Genomic DNA, 24007 nt, shown 5'->3' with positions numbered 1-24007 from the left:
GAATTACAGCTTGCCTGAACCGGCGTTGTCCGTAATGGATTGCGCCAGTTCGGTGGTCATCGGCTGAACGGCGTAAACGTAAGGAATCGCGCTGGTGTAGGCGCTGAAACCGCAACCGGACAGATCGGCGGCGCTGCCATTCAGGACGGAACCATTGTCGGAGAAAATGGAGCCGTTGAATTTCTTCACAACCTTGCACGCTTTGCTGGCGCTCAGGTTGGCGATGGTGAAGCTGTTGCCTTCGGACAGCACGCTGCCGCTGGTGCCGATACCAAAGCTGTACAGGTAACGGTACACCGGATCTTTTACGTCGCCTTTGAAGACGTTGTTGAAGCTGTGGACGCTACCGTAGCGTACGCGCGGCGCGCGCTCGGTTACGCGGTTGAACACGTTGTTAAACAGCGTGACGTGCAGCTTGCCTTTATCCTGAGCGGAGTTGGTGTCGCTGTGACCAATCAGCATGGTCTTGTCGTGCTGATCGAACAGGCTGTTGGAGATGGTAACGTAGTCGGAACCGCGTTTGATATCCAGCGCGCCATCGTGCTGGACGTAAGTTTCGCCGTCTTTGGTGGTGTACATGTCATCAGTAAAGCTGCCGTCACTAATGGTGACGTGGTCGACCCACACGTGGTGAGCGCCGTTGGTGATGTTCATGCCATCCCATTCGGCATTCCAACCGTCGCCTTTTTCGTAATGCGGTTCTACGTCAATTGGCGTCTGGATGTAGACGTTACGGATGATGACGTTATTGGTGCCGTCGGTACCGTCGATAATCAGAGAACCGTTGATGAATTTGGCGTCGGCGCCAATCCCGATCACGGTGGTGTTAGCCGGAATGTTGATCTGGCTGCGGGCTTTCTGGTCAGCAAAATCTTTGTAGGGCGTACCGCCGCTGATATCGACCGTGCCTTTGATCTGGATGATTTTTGCGACGGCGCCGGCGCTGAGTGCGCTGGTGAATTCGCTGATATTGGTAACGACGTAGATATTATCGCTGGTTGCGGCGGCGCCGCCGGTGGTGGAACCGTTTTGCGACGCCCAGCCAGCGGCGGGAGCGGATTCCAGCGCTTTGCTGTTAACCAGTTCGGCGGCGGAAACGCCAGAGGTCATCGCGCCGGCGATCAGTGCAGCCAGCAGATATGTTGAGGAGCGGGTAAAAGAACGTCCTGAAGCTTTGTTCATCGTATTTTCCTTACTAGAATCCTGTGTTGATTGTTAAAAATAATTTCCATATACATCGATGGGTTATTTTTATTTATTGCCCCCCAATGGCAGCCTGTTAGGCGTCTCATCACCTATTAATAATATTTAATTATCAATGTTGAAGTGTCGGCGATGCTGCCACTTAAGGGCCGCCAATGAATACGATCTATTTATTTGTTTTTCAATATCTGTTGATAATGAAATGGTGTTTTAAATGTAACATTGTGTTTTTTATTTCTTATTTATAAAGACATTCTTAACTATTTTTCCGTTCGGGAATAAAAAGCGAGCAGAGGGGCGGGAGCGTTGTTTTTCCTGGCCGGTTTTTATTTGTCAGCATGACGCGATGGTAAATGAAACGATTACGAAACAGCAGCGGTTAACCCGCCAGGTTATTTCTGCCCCGGTATTTGTTTTTGGGAAATAAATGGAAAATAGAACAGGCCGAATTACCGGCCTGCTGGTGTGAATGAATATAACCTTTTACCGGTTATATCACCTTGTGCGGACCAAAGCATTCGTAATGAATCTGCGATTCGGTAATCCCCAATTCCAGCAACTGCCGGGCGGCAAATTGCATAAAGGCGACCGGGCCGCATAAATAACAGTGCAGGTTTGTCACCGGCAGTGGTTCCGGAAGATCATTCAGCGCCATCAGTCCGTGAAAAACCTGCGCGGGAGGTGCTGCTTGCGATGATGCTTCCCGATACCAGACATAGGATTGCAACTGCGGCAGCGTCGCGGCAATGCCGGCGACTTCATCGGCAAAGGCATGTACCTCTGTATTTTCAGCCGCGTGCAACCAGAAGATATCCGCCTGATGCTGCTGATTTTTCAGACTATGCAACATGCTGAGCATCGGCGTTTGACCGACACCGGCGGAAATCAGCGCCACCGGCGTCTTTGGCGCGACCTCAAGATAGAAATCGCCGTGCGGGGCCGCCAGCTCAATCACATCGCCTTCACGGGCGACATCGTGCAAATAGCCCGATACGCTGCCCATCGTTTCCCGCTTGACCGCAATACGGTAATAGCGCCCGTTGGGTTCATTCGTTAGTGAGTACTGACGAATCTCCTGATATTCAAAACGTTTATCGCGGATGTATACCGCCAGATACTGACCGGGACGGAATGCGGCGACCGGGCCGCCATCCACCGGTTCCAGCGTAAAGCTGGTGATCAGGCTGCTCTGCGGCTGTTTCGCCACGATACGAAACGGTCGTGTGCCATGCCAGCCGCCGTGTTGTCCGGCGCTGTGCTGATAAATGTCGCTTTCCCGCTGAATAAACACATCCGCCAGCACGCCGTAGGCCTTGCCCCAGGCATCCAGCACCGCCTGACCGGGCTGGAACATTTCTTCCAGCGTTGCCAACAAGTGAGCGCCCACTATCTGGTACTGTTCCGGCCGGATATTGAAGCTGGCATGCTTTTGGGCGATGCGCTCTACCGCAGGCAACAGCGCCGGTAGGTTTTCGATATGTGTCGCGTAGGCGCAAATGGCATTAAACAGAGCTTCACGCTGATCGCCATTGCGCTGATTACTCATATTGAAGATATCTTTCAGTTCCGGATTATGGCGGAACATCCGCTGATAAAAGTGAGCGGTCAGCGCCGGGCCGGTTTCGGCCAGCAGGGGAATGGTGGATTTGATGGTGGCGATGGTTTGTTGATCCAGCATGGTGAACCTCATTGTTGTCTTTAAGTTGTATTTAAGATGCATCTTATTGAAAAGGGCGTTGCCTGTAAATCCCCTGTGGTGGTCAGGCGTGGGGCCGGGGTAACGCACAAGGGCAAAGGCGCATGAAAAAAATGCAGGTTGCGGATGAGAAAAAGTCAGCCAGAATGGCGAATCCCGGAAAGACGGAAAGCCTTGCGTAGCCTGTAGCTAATCGTTTGCGTAAAAACCTCTGTCAAGCCCTATCATCGCCAGTCAAAAACGGTTTACACTATGTGCCCACGGCCCTTTGGGTGATTTTTAATAAAGAAGCAAGTTAGCTGAGTCAGGAGATGCGGATGTTAAAGCGTGAAATGAACATTGCCGATTACGATGCCGAGCTATGGCAAGCAATGCAGCAAGAAGTGGTGCGTCAGGAAGAGCACATTGAACTGATTGCGTCAGAAAACTATACCAGTCCACGCGTCATGCAGGCCCAGGGGTCTCAGCTGACCAATAAATACGCCGAAGGGTATCCGGGCAAACGCTACTACGGCGGTTGCGAATACGTTGACGTGGTTGAACAACTGGCGATCGACCGCGCCAAGGAACTGTTTGGCGCCGACTACGCCAACGTACAGCCGCACTCCGGCTCTCAGGCTAACTTCGCTGTCTACACCGCGCTGCTGCAGCCGGGCGACACCATTCTGGGCATGAACCTGGCGCACGGCGGCCACCTGACTCACGGTTCACCGGTCAACCTGTCCGGTAAACTGTATAAGGTCGTGCCTTACGGTATCGATGACAGCGGCAAGATCAACTATGACGAAATGGCCGAGCTGGCCCGCACTCACCAGCCGAAAATGATCGTGGGCGGCTTCTCCGCGTATTCCGGCATCGTTGACTGGGCGAAAATGCGTGAAATCGCCGACAGCATCGGCGCTTATCTGTTCGTCGACATGGCGCACGTCGCTGGTCTGGTCGCCGCGGGCGTTTATCCGAACCCGGTTCCGCACGCTCACATCGTGACCACCACCACCCACAAAACCCTGGCGGGTCCGCGCGGCGGCCTGATCCTGGCTAAAGGCGGCGACGAAGATCTGTACAAGAAACTGAACTCCGCCGTATTCCCGGGCGGCCAGGGCGGCCCGTTGATGCACGTCATCGCCGGTAAAGCCGTGGCGCTGAAAGAAGCGATGGAGCCGGAGTTCAAAACCTACCAGCAGCAGGTAGCGAAAAACGCCAAAGCGATGGTAGAAGTGTTCCTGTCCCGCGGGTTCAACGTGGTGTCCGGCGGTACCGATAACCACCTGTTCCTGCTGGATCTGGTCAGCAAAAACCTGACCGGTAAAGACGCTGACGCGGCGTTGGGCCGCGCCAACATCACCGTAAACAAAAACAGCGTGCCGAACGATCCGAAGAGCCCGTTCGTGACCTCCGGTATCCGTATCGGTACGCCGGCGGCAACCCGTCGCGGTTTCAAAGAAGCGGAAGTGCGCGAACTGGCCGGCTGGATCTGCGATGTGCTGGACAACATCAGCGATGAAGCGGTTATTGAGCGCGTCAAACAGAAAGTGCTGGATATCTGCGCCCGTTTCCCGGTTTACGCCTGATAGCCTGCCTGATGCGTCCGAGTTGCTCGGGCGCGCCGCCAACGCCAGCCTTCGGGCTGGCGTTTGTTTTTCTGCTTCCCGTTGCTTCCGCTCCGGCTCTCTGACAGAGTAACCGACCGTAGAGGAGAGGCAATATGGTTCTGCAATCAACGTACTGGCTGGCGCTCGGCTATTTCACCTATTTTTTCAGCTATGGCATTTTTCTGCCATTCTGGGGCGGCTGGCTCAAAGGCGAGGGACTATCCGCCGAGGCGATCGGCATTCTGCTCGGCGCCGGGCTGGTGGCGCGGTTTGCCGGCAGCCTGTTCATTACCCCGCTGGTGAAAGACCCCGCCCGGCTGATTACCGTACTGCGGTTGCTGGCGTTGTTGTCAGTGCTGACCTCCATCGGATTCTGGCTGGGCAGCGCCTGGTTGTGGCTGATGCTGGTGATGATCGGCTTCAACCTGTTCTTCGCGCCATTGATTCCGCTTACGGATGCGCTGGCGGCGACCTGGCAAAAACAGATCCCGCTGGATTACGGCCGGGTGCGGGTGTGGGGCTCGGTTGCGTTTGTGATTGGCTCCGCCGTGACAGGGCAACTGGTGGCGGTTTGGGGGCATCAGGCGATTCTGGCGACACTGGCGGCGGGGCTGCTGTCGATGCTGCTGGGTATGGCGTTGCGGCCGCATGTGATGCCCGCCTCAGTCAAACGACACCAGACGCAGACGGCCGCCACGCCGTGGCTCGTCTTGCTGCGCGAACCGGCGGTCTGGCGCTTTCTGCTGAGCGTGTCCTTGTTACAGGGCGCTCATGCCGCCTACTACGGCTTTAGCGTCATTTACTGGCAGCAGGAGGGGTATTCGGCGGCGGTTATCGGTTATCTGTGGTCGCTGGGCGTGGTGGCGGAAATTGTCATTTTTGCGCTGAGCAAGCGTCTGTTTGGGCACTGGAGCGCGTCCGGGTTGCTGATGCTGTCCGCGCTGTGCGGCGTGGTGCGCTGGAGCCTGATGGGCGCGACGGTGTCGCTGCCGTGGCTTATCGTGATGCAGATTTTACATTGCGGCACCTTTACGGTTTGCCACCTGGCCGCCATGCGGTTTATCTCCTCACGCGACGATGCGGACGTGCTGCGCTTGCAGGCGGCCTATTCGGCGCTGGGCACCGGGGGCGCGGTCGCCGTGATGACGGTGGTGTCCGGCTTTCTGTTTGAGTACCTTCAGGGCGGAACCTTCTGGGTGATGGCGTTGCTGGTGCTGCCGGCGTTCATGCTGCGCCCGCAGGTGAGTACTCGCTCGCGCTGAGTAAAGCAGCGCATCAGTGACAGGCGAAAACGGTCAGGATAGAAAATGTTACATTATAACAATTTTGGCTTTTCATTCCGTTGGGTAAGCTGCCTGCTGTTGACCACGGTGGCGGTATCCGGCCCGGCGCTGGCCCATCCGCACAGTTTTATCGATATGAAAACCACCGTGGAAGGGAAAGACGATCAGATAACCGGATTGCGCATGAACTGGACTATGGATCCTATTACTTCCGCCGATTTGCTGTACGACGCCGGCAATGCCGCCAAAGACTCGGAGGTGTGGAAAAAACTGGCCGCCGAGGTGATGGCGAATGTGCTGGGGCAGCACTACTTCACGGATATTTATCGGGATGGAAAGTCGGTGAAATACCAGCCGTTGCCAACGGAATACCATCTCTCCCGCGCAGGCAACAAAGCGGTGCTGGAGTTTGTATTGCCGCTGGCTCACCCGCAACCGCTGGCGGGCGCGCCGTTACTGATTTCCACCTATGATCCCACCTATTTCGTGGATATGTCCTATAAGGACGATAACGCGATTCAGGTAGCCTCTGCGCTGGCCGCGCGTTGTAAAACCACGCTCATGACGCCCAAACCGGATGCGTCGCTCCAGTCCTACGCGCTGTCGCTGGACAAGAACGCCAAGCCGACCAAAGACGTGGAATTGGGAAAACAGTTTGCTCAACAGGTCACGTTGCAATGCCGGTAAATCATGCGCACGTGACCCGACATTATCTGCGCTGGTGGCCGCTGGCGCTGTTTTTACTGCTGACAGGCGCGGCGGCATGGCAGGCAATGGTCTGGTGGCCGTCGATTCTGATGCAAAGCATTGAATGGCAGAGGTCGCTGCATCAGCAAATGTCGGATTTGATGGAGCAAGTGCGGGCGCAACCTCATCAGGCCGGCTGGACGCTGGTGATGTTCAGCCTGGCGTATGGCGTGCTGCATGCGGTTGGCCCAGGTCATGGCAAAGTGGTGATCGCCACCTATCTGGCGACCCACCCGTCCCGGCTGAAAAGCAGTTTGCAACTGACCTTTGCCTCCGCTTTGTTGCAAGGGACGGTAGCGATCGTACTGGTGACGCTGGTGCTGGCGGTGTTGCAGCTTTCCAGCCGTGCTTTGCACATCGGCAGTTTCTGGATGGAGAAAAGCAGCTTTGTGCTGGTGGCCGGGCTCGGCGGCTGGCTGTGCCTGCGCGCATTCAGACGTCTGCGGGCGTTGCTGTTTTCCCGCGCCAAGCCGCGTATCCGCTCGTTAACGCCGCTTGATGCGTCGGCGTCCGGCGTCCGGCTGGCACCTGCCGTAGGCCATCAGCACGATGAACACTGCGGTTGCGGTCATCAGCACGTGCCGACGGCAGAGACGCTCAATCACGGCGATGGCTGGCGTACCCGTCTGATGGTGGTGTTGGCGATGGGATTGCGCCCGTGTTCCGGCGCGATACTGGTGTTGCTGTTCGCCAAAGTGCTGGACGTGTTTGTCTGGGGCGTGATCTCGGCCCTGACCATGGCGCTGGGGACCGCGCTTACCGTCTCGCTGCTGGGCGTGGCGGTGCTGTTCTGCCGCCGGCAACTAGAGCGTTTAAGCCGCGCCGGCGCGTTTTCCTCTCCACGCTGGCAAGCGCTTGTCTGGTCGGTGTTGTCGCTGGCGGGCGGTATGGCGCTGACCTTTGCCGGCATTGTACTTTACCTTTCCACGCAACCGGATGTGATGGGCGGGATTCGGCCGCTGATGGGGTAGCGCCCCGCCGCGAATCAAGCCTGTTTCGTTGCTCTACGGCGGTCATGTTTCCGCCGTTCGATCACCATCACGTATCGATAAATATCCTGTCTTTTCATGTAAAAAAGATTGCCCGAATGTAACCGTAACTTTATTATTTACATTGAATGATAATTACTCTCATTATCCGTAAAACAGGCAGGGAATAACAGAATGAAAAAGTGGTTGTGTGCCGTTGGCATGGCGTTGGGGCTGGTTTCGGCAGTCCGGGCTGCCCCCATTGTGGTGGAAGACGTTAGCGGCAGAAAAGTCGAGATCAAGTCTGAAGTTAAGCGCGTGATTCTGGGGGAAGGGCGGCAGATTTATCTGCTGGCGGCGTTTGATACCGATGCGCCGTTCCAGCGCGTGGTCGGCTGGCGTGACGACTTGCCGAAAGCCGACTATGACGGCTATCTGGCTTATGAACATAAATATCCGCAGATTAAACAACTGCCGACCTTCGGCGGCGCCAAAGACGGCACCTTCAATGTTGAGCAGGCGGTGAACCTGAAGCCGGATCTGGTGTTGATGAACCTGGAAGCGAAAGCCGCTACCGATGAAGCCAAACTGATTGAAAAACTCAGCGGTCTGGGCATTCCGGTGGTGTTTATCGACTTCCGCGAAAAACCGTTTGAAAACGCCGAGAAAAGCATTCGCATTATGGGCCAACTGCTGGGCAAACCGGCGCGCGCCGAAGAGATCGTTCAGTTCCGCCGTCAGCAGATTGATATCGTGACCGATCGCCTGAAGAACTATCAGGGGCCGCGTCCGAAGGTGATGATCGACCGCGCCGGTGGCTATGACGAAGAGTGCTGCATGTCATTCGGTAATGAAAACTTCGGGAAAATGGTGGAAGTCGCGGGCGGCATCAATATCGCCAAGGGCATTATCCCCGGTACTTTCGGCACCCTGAACCCGGAGCAGATTATCAGCGCGCGTCCGGACGTGGTGATCGTCACCGGCGCCAACTGGAAGAACTACAACACCGCCAACGGCTGGGTTGGCGTAGGGCCGGGGGCCGACCAGCAACAGGCGCTGCAGCGCTTGCAGAAGCTGATGGAACGCTCCGCATTCAAAACGCTGCCGGTCGCCACCAACGGCAAGGCGCATGCCATCTGGCATCAGTTCTATGACAGCCCGTATCAGTTTGTGGCGATTCAGGCGATGGCGAAGTGGCTGCACCCGGACTTGTTCAAAGATATCGATCCGGATGCCACCTTCCGTACCTTCCATGAGAAATTCCTGCCGTTGCCGTACCAGCCGGGTTACTGGGTGACGCTGCCGGCGAAATCCTGACCAGCGATGATGCCGCCTTTATCGGGCGGCTGATCGCAACAGAGCGGCAATAACCAAACGTGAAGAAAAAACGTGAATAACAAAACGCCCCGATCATCTGCATGGTCGGGGCGTTTTTTATGAGCTGCGTGGTTTACAAGGTTGGTTCGGCAACCAGCCCGTCAATCATCACCTGCGGAATACCGCGAGAGCAGCGTTCGATGCGGCCGCGAACGCCGTACACCTGCGCCAGGCTCTCTTCACTGATTACCTCGGCTGGCTCGCCATCGGCGATCAGCTTGCCGTCTTTGAGCATCAGCACGTGGTCGCCATGACGCAGCGCGATATTGATGTCATGCACCACCACTACCGTCACGATATTGCGCTTGCGGGTTTCCTGACGTACCAGATCCATCACGTGGAACTGGTAGTTGAGGTCGAGCGCGCTGAGCGGCTCATCCAGTAACAGCAGCGAAGGCTGACGGATAAGCGACTGCGCCAACCCGACCAGCTGTTTCTGACCGCCGGAAAGCTGGTCCAGATAGCTCATCGCCAGATGCGAAATGCCCAACTGCCTGAGCAGCGTCAGCACCTCGTCTTCGTTGCTGCTGTGATGCAACCCGCCGGACGCGCGCTGGGCGACGATAATCGATTCCAGTACGTGCAGATGCACGCCAGCAGGCAATGACTGCGGCAGATACACTACTTTTTCCGCCCGTTTGGCGAACGGCAACTGCATCAGGTTGACATCATCCAACAGCAGATCGCCTTGCGCTTGCCCCAGCCCGGCCAGTGCGCGCAGCAGCGTCGACTTGCCGCTGCCGTTCGGCCCCAGCAGTACGGTGATCCTGCCGCGCGGCAGCAGCGGAACCGACAGATCGTTAATGACGGTTCGTCTGGGGTAGCCCGCTGAAAAACGAGAAATCGCCAGTCCGTTGTGACTCATACGTTCCCCCGGTTACGCAGAATGATGCTGAGGAAGAAAGGAACCCCTACCAGCGAAGTGACAATCCCTACCGGAATGATGACGCCCGGCAGCAGGTTTTTGGATACAACGGATGCCAGCGACAGCACCAGCGCGCCGGTCAGGGCGCTGGCCGGCAAATAGAAGCGGTGATCCTCGCCGAAAATCATGCGGGCAATATGCGGCGCCACCAGACCGATGAAGCCAATCGGCCCGACGAACGCTACCGACAGCGCCGACAGGAAACTGATGCGCAGCAGCGTGGCCAGACGCAAACGGCGCACGTTGATGCCGAAACTGATGGCGCGATCTTCGCCCAAACGCAATGCGGTCAGCTTCCATGAGCTCATCATGGATAGCGGCATCACGATAGCCAACACCGCCAGCAGAATGCCGAGTTTTTCCCAGGATGAGCGCGCCAGGCTGCCCATGGTCCAGAACACCAGCCCCTGCAACGTATCTTCGTTGGCGATGAATTGCAGGATGGACACCAGCGCGTTAAAGGTGAACACCAGCGCGATCCCGAACAACACCACGCCGGATGTCGCTACCTTGGTCCAGCGGGTAATGCCGTCGAGCAGCAGCGCCGCCAGCAGCGCGAACAGGAAGGCGTTGGCTGAAATGAACCATTGCGCCGGAATACCCGGAATACCGATCCCCAATACGATTGCCAGCGCCGCGCCGAATGCCGCCGCGGAGGACACGCCCAGTGTGAACGGGCTGGCCAGCGGGTTGTTCAGGATGGTTTGCATCTCTGCGCCCGCCAGCCCCAACGCCAGACCGACCACCACCGCCATCAGCGCATACGGCAGGCGGATGTCCCAGACGATGACGCGGCTACCGGCGTCTGCGTTGGCGGGGTCGGTTAGCGTTTGCCACAGCACATCCAGCGGCAGGCCGGAAGGACCGAGCACAAAGTCCAGCAGCAGGGAGGCGACAATCGCTATGACCAGCACCGCCATCACCATCAGCCGATGGCGAATGATATGCCGATAATGGGTTAGCGCGCTGTTTTCAGCCGTGCTGACACGGCTGATAGGGGATTCGGTGGTTACACTCATGAATTACTCGGCCAGTTTGCGGGCAAACACAAAGTTGTTGTCAGGCAGGGTGGTGAAATGGCGAACGATATAGTGATAGGTATCGTCCGGGTTCAGCGTGCTGAACTGCTTCGGATACACCGCTTTGGCCAGATACTCCATACCGACGATGTTGTACGGATGGTTATAGAAGTGGTGGTATACCCCGTAAACCTGACCGGCTTTAATCGCAGGAACCTGGTCGATGCCGGTACGGCTCAGCAGCGCTTTGGCTTTGTCCTGAATGTCGCTGTTGCTGGCGTCATAGCCGAACGGCAGAATCTTGCTGGTGCCGTTGCCGCGTTTGGAACCGGTCATGATGTAGGTATCGGGTTTTTCGCTGATCACTTTTTCCAGTGAGACAAAGCCGGACGCGCCCGGCAACAGTCCGGAACCGATGTTCTTCGCGCCGATGCCTTCCAGCAAGCCGCCCCAGCCGCTGTGGGAATGGGTGAAGCAGCAGGCATCGGTGTTGCCGGCGATAGGCTCAATGAACACGTTAGGTTTGGTGGCGATGCCTGCAGTCACCTTCTGGATGTTGTCAAAGTGCTGGCGGTAAAAGTCGGTATACGCTTTGGCGTTTTCTTCACGGTTCAGCACCTTGCCAAGCAGATCGACGCTGGGCGCGGTATTTTTGGCCGGATTGATTTCATAATCCACAAACACCAGCGGAATGTGCAGCGCGTTCAGTTTGCCGATCACGCCGTTTTCCATCAGAGCCGGTTTGGCACGCAGTTGGGCGATCATCAGGTCAGGTTTTTTGGCCAGAATACTTTCCAGTTCCACTTCACCCTTGTCGCTGAAACCCATGTCCAGAATGCTTTCAGACTGCGGCCATTTGCCTTTCAGCAGATCCCAGGTGGCGGTGTCCTGTTTTTTCGGCAAATTGTTCCAGGCGACCAGACGGTTAAACGGGTTATCGCGGTCCAGCAGCGCCATCGCCATGATATCGCGGCCGTCCTGCAGCACAATGCGCTGTGGTTCCTGTTTGATGGTGACGCTTTGTCCGTCGATATCAGTAACGGTGAGGGGATATTGGGTGGCGAAGCTGGTGAAGGAGGTGGTCAGTGTGGTAGCCAGCAAAAGGTGACGCCATGATTTCTTTAACATGATTCTTCCTGTCATGAACTGCTGATAGACGGGGATAATCCCCGACGCAAATGAATGAGTTTAATAATTATTATCATATAAAATTAAACTTTCACTCAACAGGGCTGAGTTGTAAAGAAAAATAATAGCAGGGGCATGCCTGACGACATGCCCACAGAAGGTGTTAACGCTTCAGCGCGTCGCTCAGTTGCTCGCGGATGGTCGACAGCAGGGATTTCACCACGCGCGGGTTACCGGCGACGATGTTGCCGGAAGCGAGGTAGTTGTGGCCGCCGATGAAGTCGGTAATGATGCCGCCGGCTTCACGCACCAGCAGTTCGCCGCCAGCGAAGTCCCACGGTTTCAGACCGATTTCAAAGAACCCGTCCACACGGCCGGCCGCTACATAAGCCAGATCGAGCGCGGCGGAACCGGTGCGGCGGAAGTCGGCGCACTGGCCGAACAGCGCTTCCAGTACGCGCAGATAGCTGGCGCTGTGCTGTTTGTGCTTAAACGGGAAACCGGTCGCGAGAATAGTGCCGTCCAGATCGCGGGCGTTGCTGCCGCGCAGACGGTAGCCGTTCAACTGGGTACCCTGACCGCGGGTGGCGGTGAACAGCTCATTACGCATCGGATCGTAGACCACGGCCACTTCGGTGCGGCCTTTGACGCGAACGGCGATGGAAACGGCAAAATGGGGAAGACGTTTGATGAAGTTGGTGGTGCCATCCAGGGGATCGATAATCCATTGTACGTCCTGATCTTCGCCAACCAGTTCACCACATTCTTCACCAATAATGGTGTGCTGCGGATAGGCTTTGCGGATGACCTCAATAATCAGGCGTTCTGCATCACGGTCAACGTTGGTGACAAAATCGTTACTGCCTTTCTGGCTGGCCTCAACGGCGTCAGGCGTTTCATAGTTTTTAGCTATCAGGTTGCCGCCTTTGCGCGCTGCGCGCACGGCGATGTTAAGCATCGGATGCATGGTATCGTCCACAAGAATGTTAAAGAACAGAAAACGGCGCGGAGTATAGCAGATAGCGGGAGAAAGAGAAAACAGAGAAGTTTGTGTTAATATACGCCGGTTTTCGTTTCATATGACAGAGTCCGCATGTTACAGAATATACGCATTGTGCTGGTGGAAACTTCACATACCGGCAATATGGGGTCAACGGCCAGGGCGATGAAAACCATGGGGTTGACCAATCTCTGGCTGGTCAATCCGCTGGTCAAACCCGATTCGCAGGCCATTTCGTTGTCTGCCGGCGCCAGTGATGTTATTGGCAACGCCACCATCGTTGATTCTCTCGATCAGGCGCTGGAAGGCTGTAGTCTGGTGGTGGGCACCAGCGCCCGTTCCCGTACCTTGCCCTGGCCGATGTTGGAGCCGCGCGAGTGCGGCGTGCGCAGTATTCAGGAAGCGCAGCGCGCGCCGGTGGCGATTGTGTTCGGTCGCGAGCGCGTGGGGCTGACGAATGAGGAACTGCAGAAATGCCACTACCATGTGGCGATCCCCGCTAATCCGGAGTACAGCTCGCTCAATCTGGCGATGGCGGTACAGATCCTGTCCTATGAGGTGCGCGTCGCCTGGCTGGATCGCCAGCAACAGGGCGAGCCGGCGCATGAGGAGAGTCCATACCCGCTGGCGGATGATCTGGAGCGCTTTTATCAGCATCTGGAAGAGACGCTGCTGCACACCGGTTTCATTCGCCAGGCGCATCAGGGGCAGGTGATGAACAAGCTGCGCCGGTTGTTTACCCGCGCCCGTCCGGAAAACCAGGAGCTCAATATTCTGCGCGGCATCCTGAGCGCGATCACCAAGACCGCCTCGTCGACGGACAAGCCGCAGGACAATAGTTGAGTTATTTACTCGGTTAAATAGTTGACTGAAACACTCGGGAATGTCAGACTCATGACTGTGCTATGTATGATTGACTCATAATACTTGTCTTAATAATACATGTTTATCTTACGGATACCATTAACATGAGACTGACATCTAAAGGCCGCTACGCCGTTACCGCCATGCTCGATGTGGCGCTGCATTCAAAAGAAGGCCCGGTTCCACTGGCTGACATCTCTGAACGTCAGGGTATTTCGCTTTCTTATCTGGAACAGCTGTTTTCTCGCCTGCGCAAGCATGGGTTGGTTGCCAGCGTGCGTGGCCCGGGCGGCGGCTATTTGTTGGGTAAAGATGCCGCCGAAATCGCTGTCGGTTCGGTCATCTCCGCCGTGGATGAATCCGTGGACGCCACCCGCTGCCAGGGGAAAGAAGGGTGTCAGGGCGGCGATCGCTGTCTGACCCATACGCTGTGGCGCGATCTGAGCGACCGCATCAGCGAGTTCCTCAACAACATCACCCTGGATGAACTGGTTAATAACAAAGAGATTCTGGACGTCGCGGATCGTCAGGATGCTGACGTGCGTCGTACCGCCAACGGACGCATACAAGAAACCATTAACGTCAACTTGCGTGCCTGAAAAAAAAAGAACAAAACGCCTTGAACGTTTTGAAGTGATGTACGGAGTTTAAGAGCAATGAAGTTACCGATTTATCTGGATTATTCCGCCACGACGCCGGTCGATCCGCGCGTGGCTGAAAAAATGATGCAGTTTCTGACCCTGGACGGCACGTTCGGCAACCCCGCTTCCCGCTCCCACCGTTTTGGCTGGCAGGCGGAAGAGGCGGTGGATATCGCTCGTAACCAGATTGCCGAACTGGTCGGCGCGGATCCGCGTGAGATCGTTTTTACTTCCGGCGCCACCGAGTCCGACAACCTGGCTATCAAGGGCGCGGCGAACTTCTACCAGAAGAAAGGCAAGCACATCATCACCAGCAAGACGGAACACAAAGCCGTGCTGGATACCTGCCGCCAGCTGGAGCGCGAAGGGTTTGAAGTGACTTATCTGGCGCCGCAGCGTAACGGCATCATCGACTTGAAAGAGCTGGAAGCCGCCATGCGCGATGACACCATCGTGGTGTCCATTATGCATGTGAACAACGAAATCGGCGTGGTGCAGGATATCGCCGCTATCGGCGAAATGTGCCGTAGCCGCGGCATCATTTTCCATGTCGACGCGACCCAGAGCGTGGGTAAACTGCCGATTGACCTCAGCCAGTTGAAAGTCGACCTGATGTCCTTCTCCGGCCACAAGATTTACGGCCCGAAAGGGATTGGCGCGCTGTATGTGCGTCGCAAGCCGCGCGTGCGCATCGAAGCGCAGATGCACGGCGGCGGCCACGAGCGCGGCATGCGTTCCGGCACCCTGCCGGTGCACCAGATCGTGGGCATGGGCGAAGCCTACCGCATCGCCAAAGAAGAAATGGCGGAAGAAGCGGCACGCCTGCGTAGCCTGCGCGATCGCCTGTGGAACGGTATCAACGATATCGAGGAAGTATACCTGAACGGCGACCTGGAACAGGGCGCGCCGAATATCCTGAACGTCAGCTTCAACTACGTGGAAGGCGAATCGCTGATCATGGCGTTGAAAGATCTGGCGGTGTCTTCCGGCTCGGCCTGTACTTCCGCCAGCCTGGAGCCTTCCTATGTGCTGCGCGCGCTGGGGATGAACGATGAACTGGCGCACAGTTCCATCCGTTTCTCACTGGGCCGCTTCACTACTGAAGAAGAAATTGACTACACCATCGATCTGGTTCGCAAATCCATCGGCCGCCTGCGCGACTTGTCTCCGCTGTGGGAAATGTTCAAGCAGGGCGTGGATATCGGCAGCATCGAATGGGCGCATCATTAATTCGCAGGAATCAGGACGTATATTATGGCTTACAGCGAAAAAGTAATTGATCACTATGAAAACCCGCGCAACGTCGGCTCGTTTGATTCGTCGGATCCGAGCATCGGCAGCGGTATGGTAGGCGCACCGGCCTGCGGCGACGTCATGAAGCTGCAGATTAAGGTTAACGAGCAGGGAATCATCGAAGATGCCCGCTTCAAAACCTACGGTTGCGGTTCCGCTATCGCCTCCAGCTCGCTGGTGACCGAGTGGGTGAAGGGCAAGAGCCTGAACGAAGCCGAATCCATTAAAAACACCCAGATCGCCGAAGAACTGGAACTGCCGCCGGTGAAAATCCACTGCTCGATTTTGGCTGAAGACGCCATCAAGGCCGCCATCGCCGATTACAAGAGCAAACGCGACAAATAACGGGCAGATGAATTAGAGGTTTGCTATGTCGATTTCCCTGAGCGACAGCGCTGCGCAACGCGTCAATGCCTTTATGGTCAATCGCGGCAAAGGCATCGGCCTGCGTCTGGGTGTGAGAACATCCGGTTGTTCCGGTATGGCGTATGTGCTGGAATTTGTTGATGAACTGAACACCGATGATGTGGTGTTTGAAGACAAGGGCGTGAAGGTCATTATTGATGGCAAAAGCCTGGTCTACCTTGACGGCACCGAACTGGATTTCGTCAAGGAAGGGCTGAACGAAGGCTTCAAATTCAATAACCCTAACGTTTCCAGCGAGTGCGGTTGCGGCGAAAGCTTTAACGTCTGACCGCCGGTCGGCCTGTTGACCGACTCCCGCCGCTTTGTGTGCTCCGGCATGTAAAGCGGCGGGCGCGCATTGATTGTCTGCGAACTCAGAGCACACTATGGATTACTTTACTTTATTCGGGCTGCCGATTCGCTATAACGTGGATGGCAGCCTGCTTGCTTCCCGGTTTCAGGAACTGCAGCGCCAGTTTCATCCCGACCGCTTCGCCGCCAGCCCGGAACGTGAACGCATGATGGCGTTACAACAGGCTGCGACCATCAATAATGCCTATCAGGCGCTGAAACATCCGCTGAAACGCGCGGAGTATATGTTATCTTTGCACGGTTTTGATTTAAGCAACGAGCAGCATACGCTTCATGACACCGCATTCCTGATGGAGCAGATGGAACTGCGCGAAGAGTTGGACGAGATTGAACGTCGTCCGGATGCGGAAATCGCATTGGCGGCATTTGCACAGCGTCTGAATGGGATGATCCGTCAGCGCAGCGAGCAAATGCAGCGCGAACTGGATGAAGAATTCTGGCCGGATGCGGCGGATACGTTACGTAAACTGCGCTTTTTTGATCGACTCCGGCAGCAGGTTGAACAACTCGAAGAACAATTGCTGGAACGATAAGTAAAATTCAATCCGGCGGGACCGTCGTTGGCCATATGGCCGTATCGTCGCCCGCCCGCCAATTGATGGAAGCTCAATATGGCCTTATTACAAATCAGTGAGCCGGGGCTGAGTGCGGCGCCGCATCAGCGTCGTCTGGCCGTCGGGATTGATCTGGGGACCACCCATTCCCTGGTCGCCACCGTCCGCAGCGGTGAGACGCAAACGCTGCCCGATCATGACGGACGCGATCTGTTGCCGTCTGTCGTCCACTACCATGCCGACGGGCTGACCGTTGGTTGGGAAGCGCGCCAGCAGGCGGCGGCCGACCCGGTAAACACCGTCAGTTCCGTCAAGCGGCTGATGGGACGCTCGCTCTCCGATATCCGTCAGCGCTATCCCCATTTGCCTTATCGGTTTGAAGCCAGTGAAAATGGCCTGCCGGTGTTGCAGACCGCCGCCGGCCCGCGCAACCCGATTCAGGTGTCGGCCGATATCCTGACGGCGCTGACCCGGCGTGCCGAAGAGGCGCTGAATGGGCTGCCTGACGGGGTGGTGATCACCGTACCGGCCTATTTTGACGACGCCCAGCGTCAGGGCACCAAAGACGCGGCCCGGCTGGCCGGTCTGCATGTGTTGCGCTTGCTTAACGAACCTACCGCGGCGGCGATTGCCTACGGGCTGGATTCCGGCCAGGAAGGCGTGATCGCCGTGTATGATCTGGGCGGCGGCACTTTCGACATCTCTATTCTGCGTCTTAGCCGCGGCGTGTTTGAAGTGCTGGCCACCGGCGGCGACTCCGCGCTGGGCGGCGATGATTTCGACCACTTGCTGGTCGAGTGGATTCGCGAGCAGGCCGGGATCACGGCCCGAGACGATCATCAATTGCAGCAGGTGCTGCTCAATACCGCCATACAGACCAAGATTGCCTTGAGCGACGCACAAACCGTGCCGGTATCGGTGGCGGGCTGGCAAGGCGACATCACCCGCGAGCAGTTCAACACGCTGATTGCGCCGCTGGTGAAACGCACGCTGTTGTCCTGCCGTCGCACGCTGAAAGACGCCGGCGTTGACGCGGATGAGGTGAAAGAGGTGGTAATGGTCGGCGGCTCCACCCGTGTGCCGCTGGTGCGTGAGCAGGTAGGCGAATTCTTCGGCCGCACGCCGCTGACGTCTATCGATCCGGACAAGGTGGTGGCTATCGGCGCCGCGATTCAGGCCGATATTCTGGTGGGCAACAAGCCCGACAGCGAAATGCTGCTGCTGGACGTGATTCCGCTGTCGCTGGGGTTGGAAACCATGGGCGGGCTGGTCGAGAAAGTTATTCCGCGCAATACCACCATCCCGGCGGCGCGCGCGCAGGAATTCACCACCTTCAAGGACGGCCAGACCGCGATGATGATCCATGTGTTGCAGGGCGAGCGTGAGCTGGTGCAGGATTGCCGTTCGCTGGGGCGTTTCACGCTGCGCGGCATCCCGCCGATGCCTGCCGGCGGCGCGCATATCCGGGTGACGTTCCAGGTGGACGCCGACGGGTTGCTGAGCGTGACCGCGATGGAAAAATCCACCGGGGTGGAAGCCTCCATCCAGGTGAAGCCGTCCTACGGTTTGAGCGACGACGAGATCGCCGCCATGATTACCGATTCCATGCAGAACGCGCAGAGCGACATCGGCGCGCGTCTGCTGGCCGAGCAGCGCGTGGAAGCGGCGCGCGTGCTGGAAAGCCTCAATAGCGCGCTGGCGACGGATGCCGCCTTGTTGAACGACGAAGAGCGAGCCGCGATCGACGTCGCCAGCCTTCAACTGCAACAGGCCGCGCAGGAAACCGACGCCTCAGCCATTGAGGCCGCGATTAAAACATTAGATCAACAAACCCAGGAATTCGCTGCCCGCCGTATGGATGAGTCTATCCGCCGCGCACTGGCGGGGCATTCCGTGGACGAGGTATAACATGCCCAAGATTGTTTTTCTGCCGCATCAGGACTTGTGTCCGGAAGGGGCAGTTCTGGAAGCGAGCAGTGGTGAAACTATTCTGAACGTGGCGTTGCGCAATGGCATCGAGATTGAGCACGCTTGCGAAAAATCCTGTGCCTGCACCACCTGTCACTGTATCGTCCGTGAAGGATTTGATTCGTTGGCGGAAAGCACCGAAGACGAAGACGACATGCTGGATAAAGCCTGGGGGCTGGAACCGGAAAGCCGTCTGGGCTGCCAGGCGCGCGTCGCCGATGAAGATCTGGTGGTGGAAATTCCGCGTTATACCATTAACCACGCACGCGAGCATTGATAGGGGGAGTCATGGGACTGAAGTGGACCGATAGCCGTGAAATCGGCGAAGCGCTGTACGATCTCTATCCTGATGTCGATCCGAAGACCGTGCGTTTCACCGATTTGCACCGCTGGATTTGCGAACTGGATGAGTTTGACGACGAGCCGGAAGCCTCTAACGAAAAAATCCTGGAAGCGATCCTGCTGGTGTGGCTGGACGAAGCCGAATAACCAAACTGGTCAACGGGCTGCCTTGAGGCGGCCCGTTTTCTCTTTTTTATCATGGCGATAATGGGCTGATGATAATCAGGCCCAATCTGGAGTAGATGTATGACAACTGAAGCGATGCTGATTACGCTTTCCCATCAGCCAGCGGACGCCCGCTGGGGTGAGAAAGCCTCGTTAACCGCCAATGAGCAGGGATTTACCATTCATCTGTCCGGCGATAAACCGCTGACCGTCATCCAGCGCGCGGCCCGCAAAATCGACGGGCAGGGCATTAAACACGTCAAACTGGCCGGTGAAGGCTGGGATCTGGAAAGCAGCTGGGCGTTCTGGCAGGGATATCGCGGTCCGAAAGGCAAACGCGCGGTGGAGTGGGCGACACTGGCGGACGCGCAGCGGCAGGAGCTGGATCGTCGTCTGAAGATCGTTGACTGGGTGCGCGACACCATCAACCTGCCGGCGGAAGATCTGGGGCCGGAACAGCTAGCGACCCGCGCTATCGACCTGCTGTGCAGCGTGGCGGGCGAGGCGATTTCTTACCGCATTACCAAAGGCGAGGATCTGCGTGAGCAGAACTATGCCGGCCTGCACACGGTAGGGCGTGGTTCCGAACGTTCGCCGGTATTGCTGGCGCTGGATTATAACCCGAGCGGCAAGGCGGATGCGCCGGTGCTGGCCTGTCTGGTCGGTAAAGGCATCACCTTTGATACCGGCGGCTACAGCCTGAAAGGCAGCAGCTTCATGGATTCCATGAAGTCCGATATGGGCGGTGCGGCGACGGTGACCGGCGCACTGGCGCTGGCGGCGGCCCGCGGCCTGCAGCAACGCGTGAAACTGTACCTGTGCTGCGCCGACAACATGGTGAGCGGCAATTCGTTCCGTCTGGGCGATATCATCCGCTATCGCAACGGTAAAACCGTCGAAGTGATGAATACCGATGCCGAAGGGCGTCTGGTGCTGGCTGACGGCCTGATTGACGCGTCTGAACAGAACCCGCAGTGGATTGTTGACTGCGCGACCCTGACCGGCGCCGCCAAAACCGCGCTGGGCAATGATTATCACGCGCTGTTCAGTTTCGACGACGCGATGATCGATTCACTGATGGACAGCGCCCGCCGTGAAGGCGAACCGTTCTGGCGCCTGCCGCTGGAAGAATTCCACCGCCAGCATTTGCCGTCCAACTTCGCCGAGCTGAATAACGTGGCCGGCGCGGCGCATACCGCGGGCGCCAGTACGGCGGCGGCGTTTCTGTCTCACTTTGTGAAAAACTATCAGCAAGGCTGGCTGCATATTGACTGTTCCGCCACCTACCGCAAGTCGGCGGTAGAACAGTGGTCTGCCGGCGCAACCGGTCTGGGCGTGCGCACGCTGGCCGACTTCCTGCTAAGCAAAGCGGGTTGAGCTGTTAACAAACAGCAGTGTTGTCTTATGAACAATGATGTTTGTTTGAGCAGTGAATGGTTTCGTGCGGGATAAACGGCGTAGTTTCTTTGTTATTACATCGCACGCACGACAAGGAGAGGCTCAGACGCCGCCTCTCCTTGACCACTGGCTGGTGGCTAAACTGTGCCGCTGATGCGGTACCTTCGGTGTTCGCCTTCGCTGTTCGGACCGCCCGTGACGCGTTGACTCGCCACATGCTGTGGCTCGCCCTGCGGGCCAGCGTAAACGCTGTTCAAAAACGCTTTTCGCGTTTTTGTCAGACGCGGCACGGGCTTGCGCGGCGTCCCTGCCGCGCATCCGGCGAAGTCGCTCGCCTCAGCACAGTTTTGGACGCCAGAAAGCCCTTTCATCCTGCACTTACAAGGCGTGTCAGCAAGCTGCAACAAGGACAATGCTTTCCCCCTGGTGTTGTGCTTACTGCTAGCGTTAAGCGTTGAGGAGAGTTATGGAGTTTTCACCCCACAATCGGCTGGAAGAGGTGTTAAAGCTGGCCGCATCGGAACCGGCGCACCGGCCCGAGTTTTTCAGCGAACTGCTGGAGGCCACGGTGTATGTGCTGGGCCACAGCGAAGAAGACCAAACGTTTGGCGAAGGCAGCCTGCAGGCAGGCAGCGGGCTGCAGTTGCAGCACTGGGAAAAACCGGACGGCCATTCCGCGATTCCGTTCTTCTCGTCGCTGGAGGCGCTGCAACTGGCGGTGACCGACGAGCAGGCGTTTCTGGCGCTGCCGGTCAGAACGCTGTTTGATATCACCCGTGGCGCAACGCTGTTTCTGAACCCCAAGCTGCCGTATGGCAAAGAATTTCTGCCGCAGGAGATCGAGCACTTGTTGTCCGGCGAGGGCAGTAGTCTGGTGCAGCAGCACATTCTGGATGGCGGCACCGAACTGAAAATCGGTATTCCGGCCGAGATGCCGGCGCAGATGATCGATTCTCTGACCCAACTGTTCAGCAAACACCGTAACGTAAAACGGGCGTTTTTGGCGCAGATTCAGGAGCCGGATGAAGAGCAGCCGCACCTGCTGATCGGTCTGGATGCTGATGGCGACGACTTAGACGAGTTGATTCAGGCGGCCGGATCGGTGGCGACCGATACCCAGCCGGACGATCGTCCGATCGATCTCTGTCTGGTGAGCAATGAGCAACCCGGCATCAGCCACTTCCTGATTCGCCATACCACGCCGTTTTACGAGCGGAAATGGGGCAGTTTCCTGCGCGAGTTCAAGAATAGCGGCCAGGCATAGCTCACGGCTAAAGGCGGAACGAAACGAATAAAAAAACGGCACGGGCGGATTTGCCCTGTGCCGTTTTTTTTACCGGCGAATCACCCGGTGACGACGGGCACGTCGTCCCGTGCGCCCCATTCGCTCCACGAACCGTCATAGAGCGAAACCTGCGGCGCGTTGAGCACAAACAGCGCCAGCATCACCACCGATGCCGTCACGCCGGAGCCGCAGCTGGCGACAATCGGGCGGCGGATGTCGACGCCGGCCTGATGAAAGATAGCGGCCAGCTCGTCTGTCGGCTTCAGCGCGCCGCTCTCAACCAGCAAGTTCCACGGAACGTTGAAACTCCCCGGAATATGACCGCAGCGCAGCCCCGGCCGCGGTTCGTCCACCTCGCCGAGAAAACGGGGAGCGGGGCGGGCATCGACAATCTGCTCGTCGCCGGTTTGACACAGGGTCAGCACGTCATCCAGCGAACGAATGGCGCCGGCGGCGGGCGTCCGGGCGTGAAACACCTGGGCGGTCGGCGAGACGTCGCCCTGTTCCAGCGGCAGCCCTTGCTGCTTCCAGCCCGCCAGACCGCCGCTCAGGATCGAGATGCGGGCAGCGCCTGCCAGCCGCAGCATCCACCAGGCGCGCGGCGCGGAAAACAGGTTGCCTTCATCGTAAATCACCAGATGCTGCTGCTCGTTCAGCCCCAGTTTGCCCAGCGCGTCGGCAAAGGCGGCGATGTCCGGCATCATGTGCGGCAGCGGGGTCTGATGGTCGGAAAGGGATTCGATATCGAAAAAGACGGCGCCCGGCAGATGCTCCGCCCGGTATTCGGCGGCGATATCGCGCGTATCATTGCCCGGCGGCAACATGCGGGCGTCAATCAGGGCGATATCAGCATCGTGGCGATGGTCGTTCAGCCAGGACGCGCTAACAAACAGTCCGGCGGCGGATGTGGACATAAAACCTCCCCGTGTGGGCCGGTTCTTCGGCCCCGAATGAGACAAGATATTGCATTGTCTGGAATTTTTTTGACCCGGGCAAGACGTCTGACGTTAACGCCGCGTCTGGATCAATCCTGTTATATACGTATGGGTAATCAGGATAAATTTTTTTTACGAAAATGTTATTTTCCCGATGGGAAAGTCATGGCGGTGCCTCTATAATCTGCGCCACTTTACACTGGCTGGTATTATAATTTTATCAAACCGGCTGTTACTGAATGTTGTTGGATGAGGCCAATATGACGGTAGAACGTACCTTCTCTATTATCAAACCGAACGCAGTTGCCAAAAACGCAATCGGCGCGATTTACGCCCGTTTTGAAAGCGCGGGTTTCACTATTATTGCTTCTAAAATGCTGCACCTGAGCCGTGAGCAGGCGGAAGGTTTCTACGCCGAGCATCAGGGCAAACCGTTCTTTGACGGTCTGGTGGATTTCATGACCTCCGGTCCGATCATGGTTCAGGTACTGCAGGCCGAAAACGCGGTGCAGCGTAACCGCGATATCATGGGCGCCACCAACCCGGCCAACGCACTGGCTGGCACGCTGCGTGCGGATTACGCCGACAGCTTCACCGAAAACGCGGTGCACGGCTCTGATTCCGTAGAGTCCGCCGAGCGTGAAATCGCTTATTTCTTCAGCGCGGACGAAGTTTTCCCGCGTACCCGCTAATTCTGGCGAAACACCGCCTTCCCCGGTAAAAAATGCGGCTGAGGTAGCGCGGGTGTTATAAAATTTGTACAATGCCGCGCCCCGGATGAGCACGTGCTCAGCCGGGGCGTTTCTTTATTATCCGTTTCCCTTTCGCGCCATAACGTGTAACAACG

24 protein-coding genes are annotated in these 24007 nt (G+C 57.2%); 17 read left to right on the top strand and 7 right to left on the bottom strand.

The window, feature by feature from the left end; translation table 11 throughout:
* Positions 1-3 precede the first annotated feature (3 nt).
* Both pelA and hmpA read right to left on the bottom strand, forming a co-directional pair.
* The gene (gene pelA, locus CVE23_RS16445) at positions 4-1182 is read right to left on the bottom strand and encodes a pectate lyase PelA (RefSeq protein WP_100849976.1); all 1179 of its coding nucleotides are present in this window, start codon (positions 1180-1182) and stop codon (positions 4-6) included.
* Positions 1183-1693: 511 nt separating this feature from the next.
* The gene (gene hmpA, locus CVE23_RS16440; RefSeq protein WP_229705559.1) at positions 1694-2881 is read right to left on the bottom strand and encodes an NO-inducible flavohemoprotein; all 1188 of its coding nucleotides are present in this window, start codon (positions 2879-2881) and stop codon (positions 1694-1696) included.
* A 335-nt stretch (positions 2882-3216) separates the two neighbouring features.
* On the opposite strand from hmpA, the gene glyA reads away from it, so the two are divergent.
* The 5 genes from glyA to CVE23_RS16415 all read left to right on the top strand — a co-directional run bounded on the left by glyA (position 3217) and on the right by CVE23_RS16415 (position 8806).
* Positions 3217-4470 (top strand): serine hydroxymethyltransferase, encoded by a 1254-nt coding sequence (glyA, locus tag CVE23_RS16435; protein ID WP_038919869.1) that lies wholly within the window; start codon positions 3217-3219, stop codon positions 4468-4470.
* Between the two features lie 134 nt (positions 4471-4604).
* Positions 4605-5753, top strand: coding sequence for a 3-phenylpropionate MFS transporter (locus tag CVE23_RS16430; protein WP_100849974.1), 1149 nt, complete (start codon positions 4605-4607; stop codon positions 5751-5753).
* Positions 5754-5798: 45 nt separating this feature from the next.
* A complete protein-coding gene (locus tag CVE23_RS16425; protein ID WP_100849973.1) occupies positions 5799-6461 on the top strand; it encodes a DUF1007 family protein in 663 nt (220 codons plus the stop codon).
* Entirely contained in the window at positions 6452-7492 is a 1041-nt protein-coding gene (locus CVE23_RS16420) for a nickel/cobalt transporter (protein WP_100849972.1), read from the top strand. Before CVE23_RS16425 ends, CVE23_RS16420 begins: the two co-directional genes overlap by 10 nt.
* A 192-nt stretch (positions 7493-7684) precedes the next feature.
* On the top strand, positions 7685-8806 hold the full coding sequence (locus tag CVE23_RS16415; protein ID WP_038919865.1) for an ABC transporter substrate-binding protein: 1122 nt from the start codon (positions 7685-7687) through the stop codon (positions 8804-8806).
* A 133-nt stretch (positions 8807-8939) separates the two neighbouring features.
* Here CVE23_RS16415 and CVE23_RS16410 read toward each other — a convergent pair whose 3' ends face one another.
* The 4 genes from CVE23_RS16410 to suhB all read right to left on the bottom strand — a co-directional run bounded on the left by CVE23_RS16410 (position 8940) and on the right by suhB (position 12905).
* A complete protein-coding gene (locus tag CVE23_RS16410) occupies positions 8940-9731 on the bottom strand; it encodes an ABC transporter ATP-binding protein (RefSeq protein ID WP_038666793.1) in 792 nt (263 codons plus the stop codon).
* Positions 9728-10717 carry a FecCD family ABC transporter permease gene (locus CVE23_RS16405; RefSeq protein ID WP_225622696.1) on the bottom strand — a complete coding sequence of 330 codons (990 nt, stop codon included), beginning with the start codon at positions 10715-10717 and terminating at the stop codon, positions 9728-9730. Before CVE23_RS16405 ends, CVE23_RS16410 begins: the two co-directional genes overlap by 4 nt.
* A 96-nt stretch (positions 10718-10813) precedes the next feature.
* Entirely contained in the window at positions 10814-11938 is a 1125-nt protein-coding gene (locus CVE23_RS16400) for an ABC transporter substrate-binding protein (RefSeq protein ID WP_038919862.1), read from the bottom strand.
* 163 nt (positions 11939-12101) lie between these two features.
* Positions 12102-12905 carry an inositol-1-monophosphatase gene (suhB, locus tag CVE23_RS16395; protein ID WP_038666804.1) on the bottom strand — a complete coding sequence of 268 codons (804 nt, stop codon included), beginning with the start codon at positions 12903-12905 and terminating at the stop codon, positions 12102-12104.
* Between the two features lie 126 nt (positions 12906-13031).
* On the opposite strand from suhB, the gene trmJ reads away from it, so the two are divergent.
* The 11 genes from trmJ (at position 13032) to sseB (ending at position 22204) form a co-directional block, all read left to right on the top strand.
* Positions 13032-13781 (top strand): tRNA (cytosine(32)/uridine(32)-2'-O)-methyltransferase TrmJ, encoded by a 750-nt coding sequence (gene trmJ / locus CVE23_RS16390; protein WP_100849971.1) that lies wholly within the window; start codon positions 13032-13034, stop codon positions 13779-13781.
* A 125-nt stretch (positions 13782-13906) separates the two neighbouring features.
* Positions 13907-14401 (top strand): Fe-S cluster assembly transcriptional regulator IscR, encoded by a 495-nt coding sequence (gene iscR / locus CVE23_RS16385; RefSeq protein ID WP_013318968.1) that lies wholly within the window; start codon positions 13907-13909, stop codon positions 14399-14401.
* A 57-nt stretch (positions 14402-14458) separates the two neighbouring features.
* Positions 14459-15673: a cysteine desulfurase gene (gene iscS / locus CVE23_RS16380; protein WP_033569585.1), complete on the top strand. Its 1215-nt coding sequence runs from the start codon at positions 14459-14461 to the stop codon at positions 15671-15673.
* Between the two features lie 24 nt (positions 15674-15697).
* Positions 15698-16081, top strand: a complete 384-nt coding sequence (gene iscU, locus CVE23_RS16375; RefSeq protein ID WP_013318966.1) for a Fe-S cluster assembly scaffold IscU — start codon at positions 15698-15700, stop codon at positions 16079-16081.
* Positions 16082-16106: 25 nt separating this feature from the next.
* A complete protein-coding gene (gene iscA, locus CVE23_RS16370) occupies positions 16107-16430 on the top strand; it encodes an iron-sulfur cluster assembly protein IscA (protein WP_033569586.1) in 324 nt (107 codons plus the stop codon).
* 97 nt (positions 16431-16527) lie between these two features.
* Entirely contained in the window at positions 16528-17046 is a 519-nt protein-coding gene (gene hscB / locus CVE23_RS16365; RefSeq protein WP_100849970.1) for a co-chaperone HscB, read from the top strand.
* 78 nt (positions 17047-17124) lie between these two features.
* Positions 17125-18975, top strand: a complete 1851-nt coding sequence (gene hscA, locus CVE23_RS16360) for a Fe-S protein assembly chaperone HscA (protein WP_038919860.1) — start codon at positions 17125-17127, stop codon at positions 18973-18975.
* A 1-nt stretch (position 18976) separates the two neighbouring features.
* A complete protein-coding gene (gene fdx, locus CVE23_RS16355; RefSeq protein WP_013318962.1) occupies positions 18977-19312 on the top strand; it encodes an ISC system 2Fe-2S type ferredoxin in 336 nt (111 codons plus the stop codon).
* An 11-nt stretch (positions 19313-19323) separates the two neighbouring features.
* Complete coding sequence (gene iscX, locus CVE23_RS16350) at positions 19324-19524, top strand: Fe-S cluster assembly protein IscX (protein WP_013318961.1); 201 nt, start codon at positions 19324-19326, stop codon at positions 19522-19524.
* A 99-nt stretch (positions 19525-19623) separates the two neighbouring features.
* Positions 19624-20919 (top strand): aminopeptidase PepB, encoded by a 1296-nt coding sequence (gene pepB / locus CVE23_RS16345; RefSeq protein WP_100849969.1) that lies wholly within the window; start codon positions 19624-19626, stop codon positions 20917-20919.
* Between the two features lie 487 nt (positions 20920-21406).
* The gene (gene sseB / locus CVE23_RS16335) at positions 21407-22204 is read left to right on the top strand and encodes an enhanced serine sensitivity protein SseB (RefSeq protein WP_038666825.1); all 798 of its coding nucleotides are present in this window, start codon (positions 21407-21409) and stop codon (positions 22202-22204) included.
* An 80-nt stretch (positions 22205-22284) separates the two neighbouring features.
* Here the strand turns inward: sseB and sseA are convergent, their stop codons facing one another.
* Positions 22285-23139: a 3-mercaptopyruvate sulfurtransferase gene (sseA, locus tag CVE23_RS16330; RefSeq protein ID WP_100849968.1), complete on the bottom strand. Its 855-nt coding sequence runs from the start codon at positions 23137-23139 to the stop codon at positions 22285-22287.
* A gap of 281 nt (positions 23140-23420) precedes the next feature.
* On the opposite strand from sseA, the gene ndk reads away from it, so the two are divergent.
* Positions 23421-23852, top strand: coding sequence for a nucleoside-diphosphate kinase (ndk, locus tag CVE23_RS16325; protein WP_038669379.1), 432 nt, complete (start codon positions 23421-23423; stop codon positions 23850-23852).
* Positions 23853-24007 lie beyond the last annotated feature (155 nt).

It is taken from the genome of Dickeya fangzhongdai, from assembly GCF_002812485.1.
In the GTDB taxonomy this organism is placed as follows: Bacteria; Pseudomonadota; Gammaproteobacteria; order Enterobacterales; family Enterobacteriaceae; genus Dickeya; species Dickeya fangzhongdai.
Note: the sequence above shows the minus strand (reverse complement) of the source record. Positions and strands in the feature narration are given on the sequence as shown.

Coding starts and splice junctions, on each gene's coding strand:
- hscA (WP_038919860.1), top strand. CDS start 17,125: ATGGCCTTATTACAAATCAGTGAGCCGGGGCTGAGTGCGGCGCCGCAT.
- iscR (WP_013318968.1), top strand. CDS start 13,907: ATGAGACTGACATCTAAAGGCCGCTACGCCGTTACCGCCATGCTCGAT.
- pelA (WP_100849976.1), bottom strand. CDS start 1,182: ATGAACAAAGCTTCAGGACGTTCTTTTACCCGCTCCTCAACATATCTG.
- CVE23_RS16400 (WP_038919862.1), bottom strand. CDS start 11,938: ATGTTAAAGAAATCATGGCGTCACCTTTTGCTGGCTACCACACTGACC.
- hscB (WP_100849970.1), top strand. CDS start 16,528: ATGGATTACTTTACTTTATTCGGGCTGCCGATTCGCTATAACGTGGAT.
- iscX (WP_013318961.1), top strand. CDS start 19,324: ATGGGACTGAAGTGGACCGATAGCCGTGAAATCGGCGAAGCGCTGTAC.
- fdx (WP_013318962.1), top strand. CDS start 18,977: ATGCCCAAGATTGTTTTTCTGCCGCATCAGGACTTGTGTCCGGAAGGG.
- CVE23_RS16405 (WP_225622696.1), bottom strand. CDS start 10,717: ATGGTGATGGCGGTGCTGGTCATAGCGATTGTCGCCTCCCTGCTGCTG.
- ndk (WP_038669379.1), top strand. CDS start 23,421: ATGACGGTAGAACGTACCTTCTCTATTATCAAACCGAACGCAGTTGCC.
- sseB (WP_038666825.1), top strand. CDS start 21,407: ATGGAGTTTTCACCCCACAATCGGCTGGAAGAGGTGTTAAAGCTGGCC.
- CVE23_RS16430 (WP_100849974.1), top strand. CDS start 4,605: ATGGTTCTGCAATCAACGTACTGGCTGGCGCTCGGCTATTTCACCTAT.
- iscA (WP_033569586.1), top strand. CDS start 16,107: ATGTCGATTTCCCTGAGCGACAGCGCTGCGCAACGCGTCAATGCCTTT.
- CVE23_RS16420 (WP_100849972.1), top strand. CDS start 6,452: ATGCCGGTAAATCATGCGCACGTGACCCGACATTATCTGCGCTGGTGG.
- hmpA (WP_229705559.1), bottom strand. CDS start 2,881: ATGCTGGATCAACAAACCATCGCCACCATCAAATCCACCATTCCCCTG.
- suhB (WP_038666804.1), bottom strand. CDS start 12,905: ATGCATCCGATGCTTAACATCGCCGTGCGCGCAGCGCGCAAAGGCGGC.
- pepB (WP_100849969.1), top strand. CDS start 19,624: ATGACAACTGAAGCGATGCTGATTACGCTTTCCCATCAGCCAGCGGAC.
- CVE23_RS16410 (WP_038666793.1), bottom strand. CDS start 9,731: ATGAGTCACAACGGACTGGCGATTTCTCGTTTTTCAGCGGGCTACCCC.
- iscU (WP_013318966.1), top strand. CDS start 15,698: ATGGCTTACAGCGAAAAAGTAATTGATCACTATGAAAACCCGCGCAAC.
- trmJ (WP_100849971.1), top strand. CDS start 13,032: ATGTTACAGAATATACGCATTGTGCTGGTGGAAACTTCACATACCGGC.
- CVE23_RS16425 (WP_100849973.1), top strand. CDS start 5,799: ATGTTACATTATAACAATTTTGGCTTTTCATTCCGTTGGGTAAGCTGC.
- iscS (WP_033569585.1), top strand. CDS start 14,459: ATGAAGTTACCGATTTATCTGGATTATTCCGCCACGACGCCGGTCGAT.
- sseA (WP_100849968.1), bottom strand. CDS start 23,139: ATGTCCACATCCGCCGCCGGACTGTTTGTTAGCGCGTCCTGGCTGAAC.
- CVE23_RS16415 (WP_038919865.1), top strand. CDS start 7,685: ATGAAAAAGTGGTTGTGTGCCGTTGGCATGGCGTTGGGGCTGGTTTCG.
- glyA (WP_038919869.1), top strand. CDS start 3,217: ATGTTAAAGCGTGAAATGAACATTGCCGATTACGATGCCGAGCTATGG.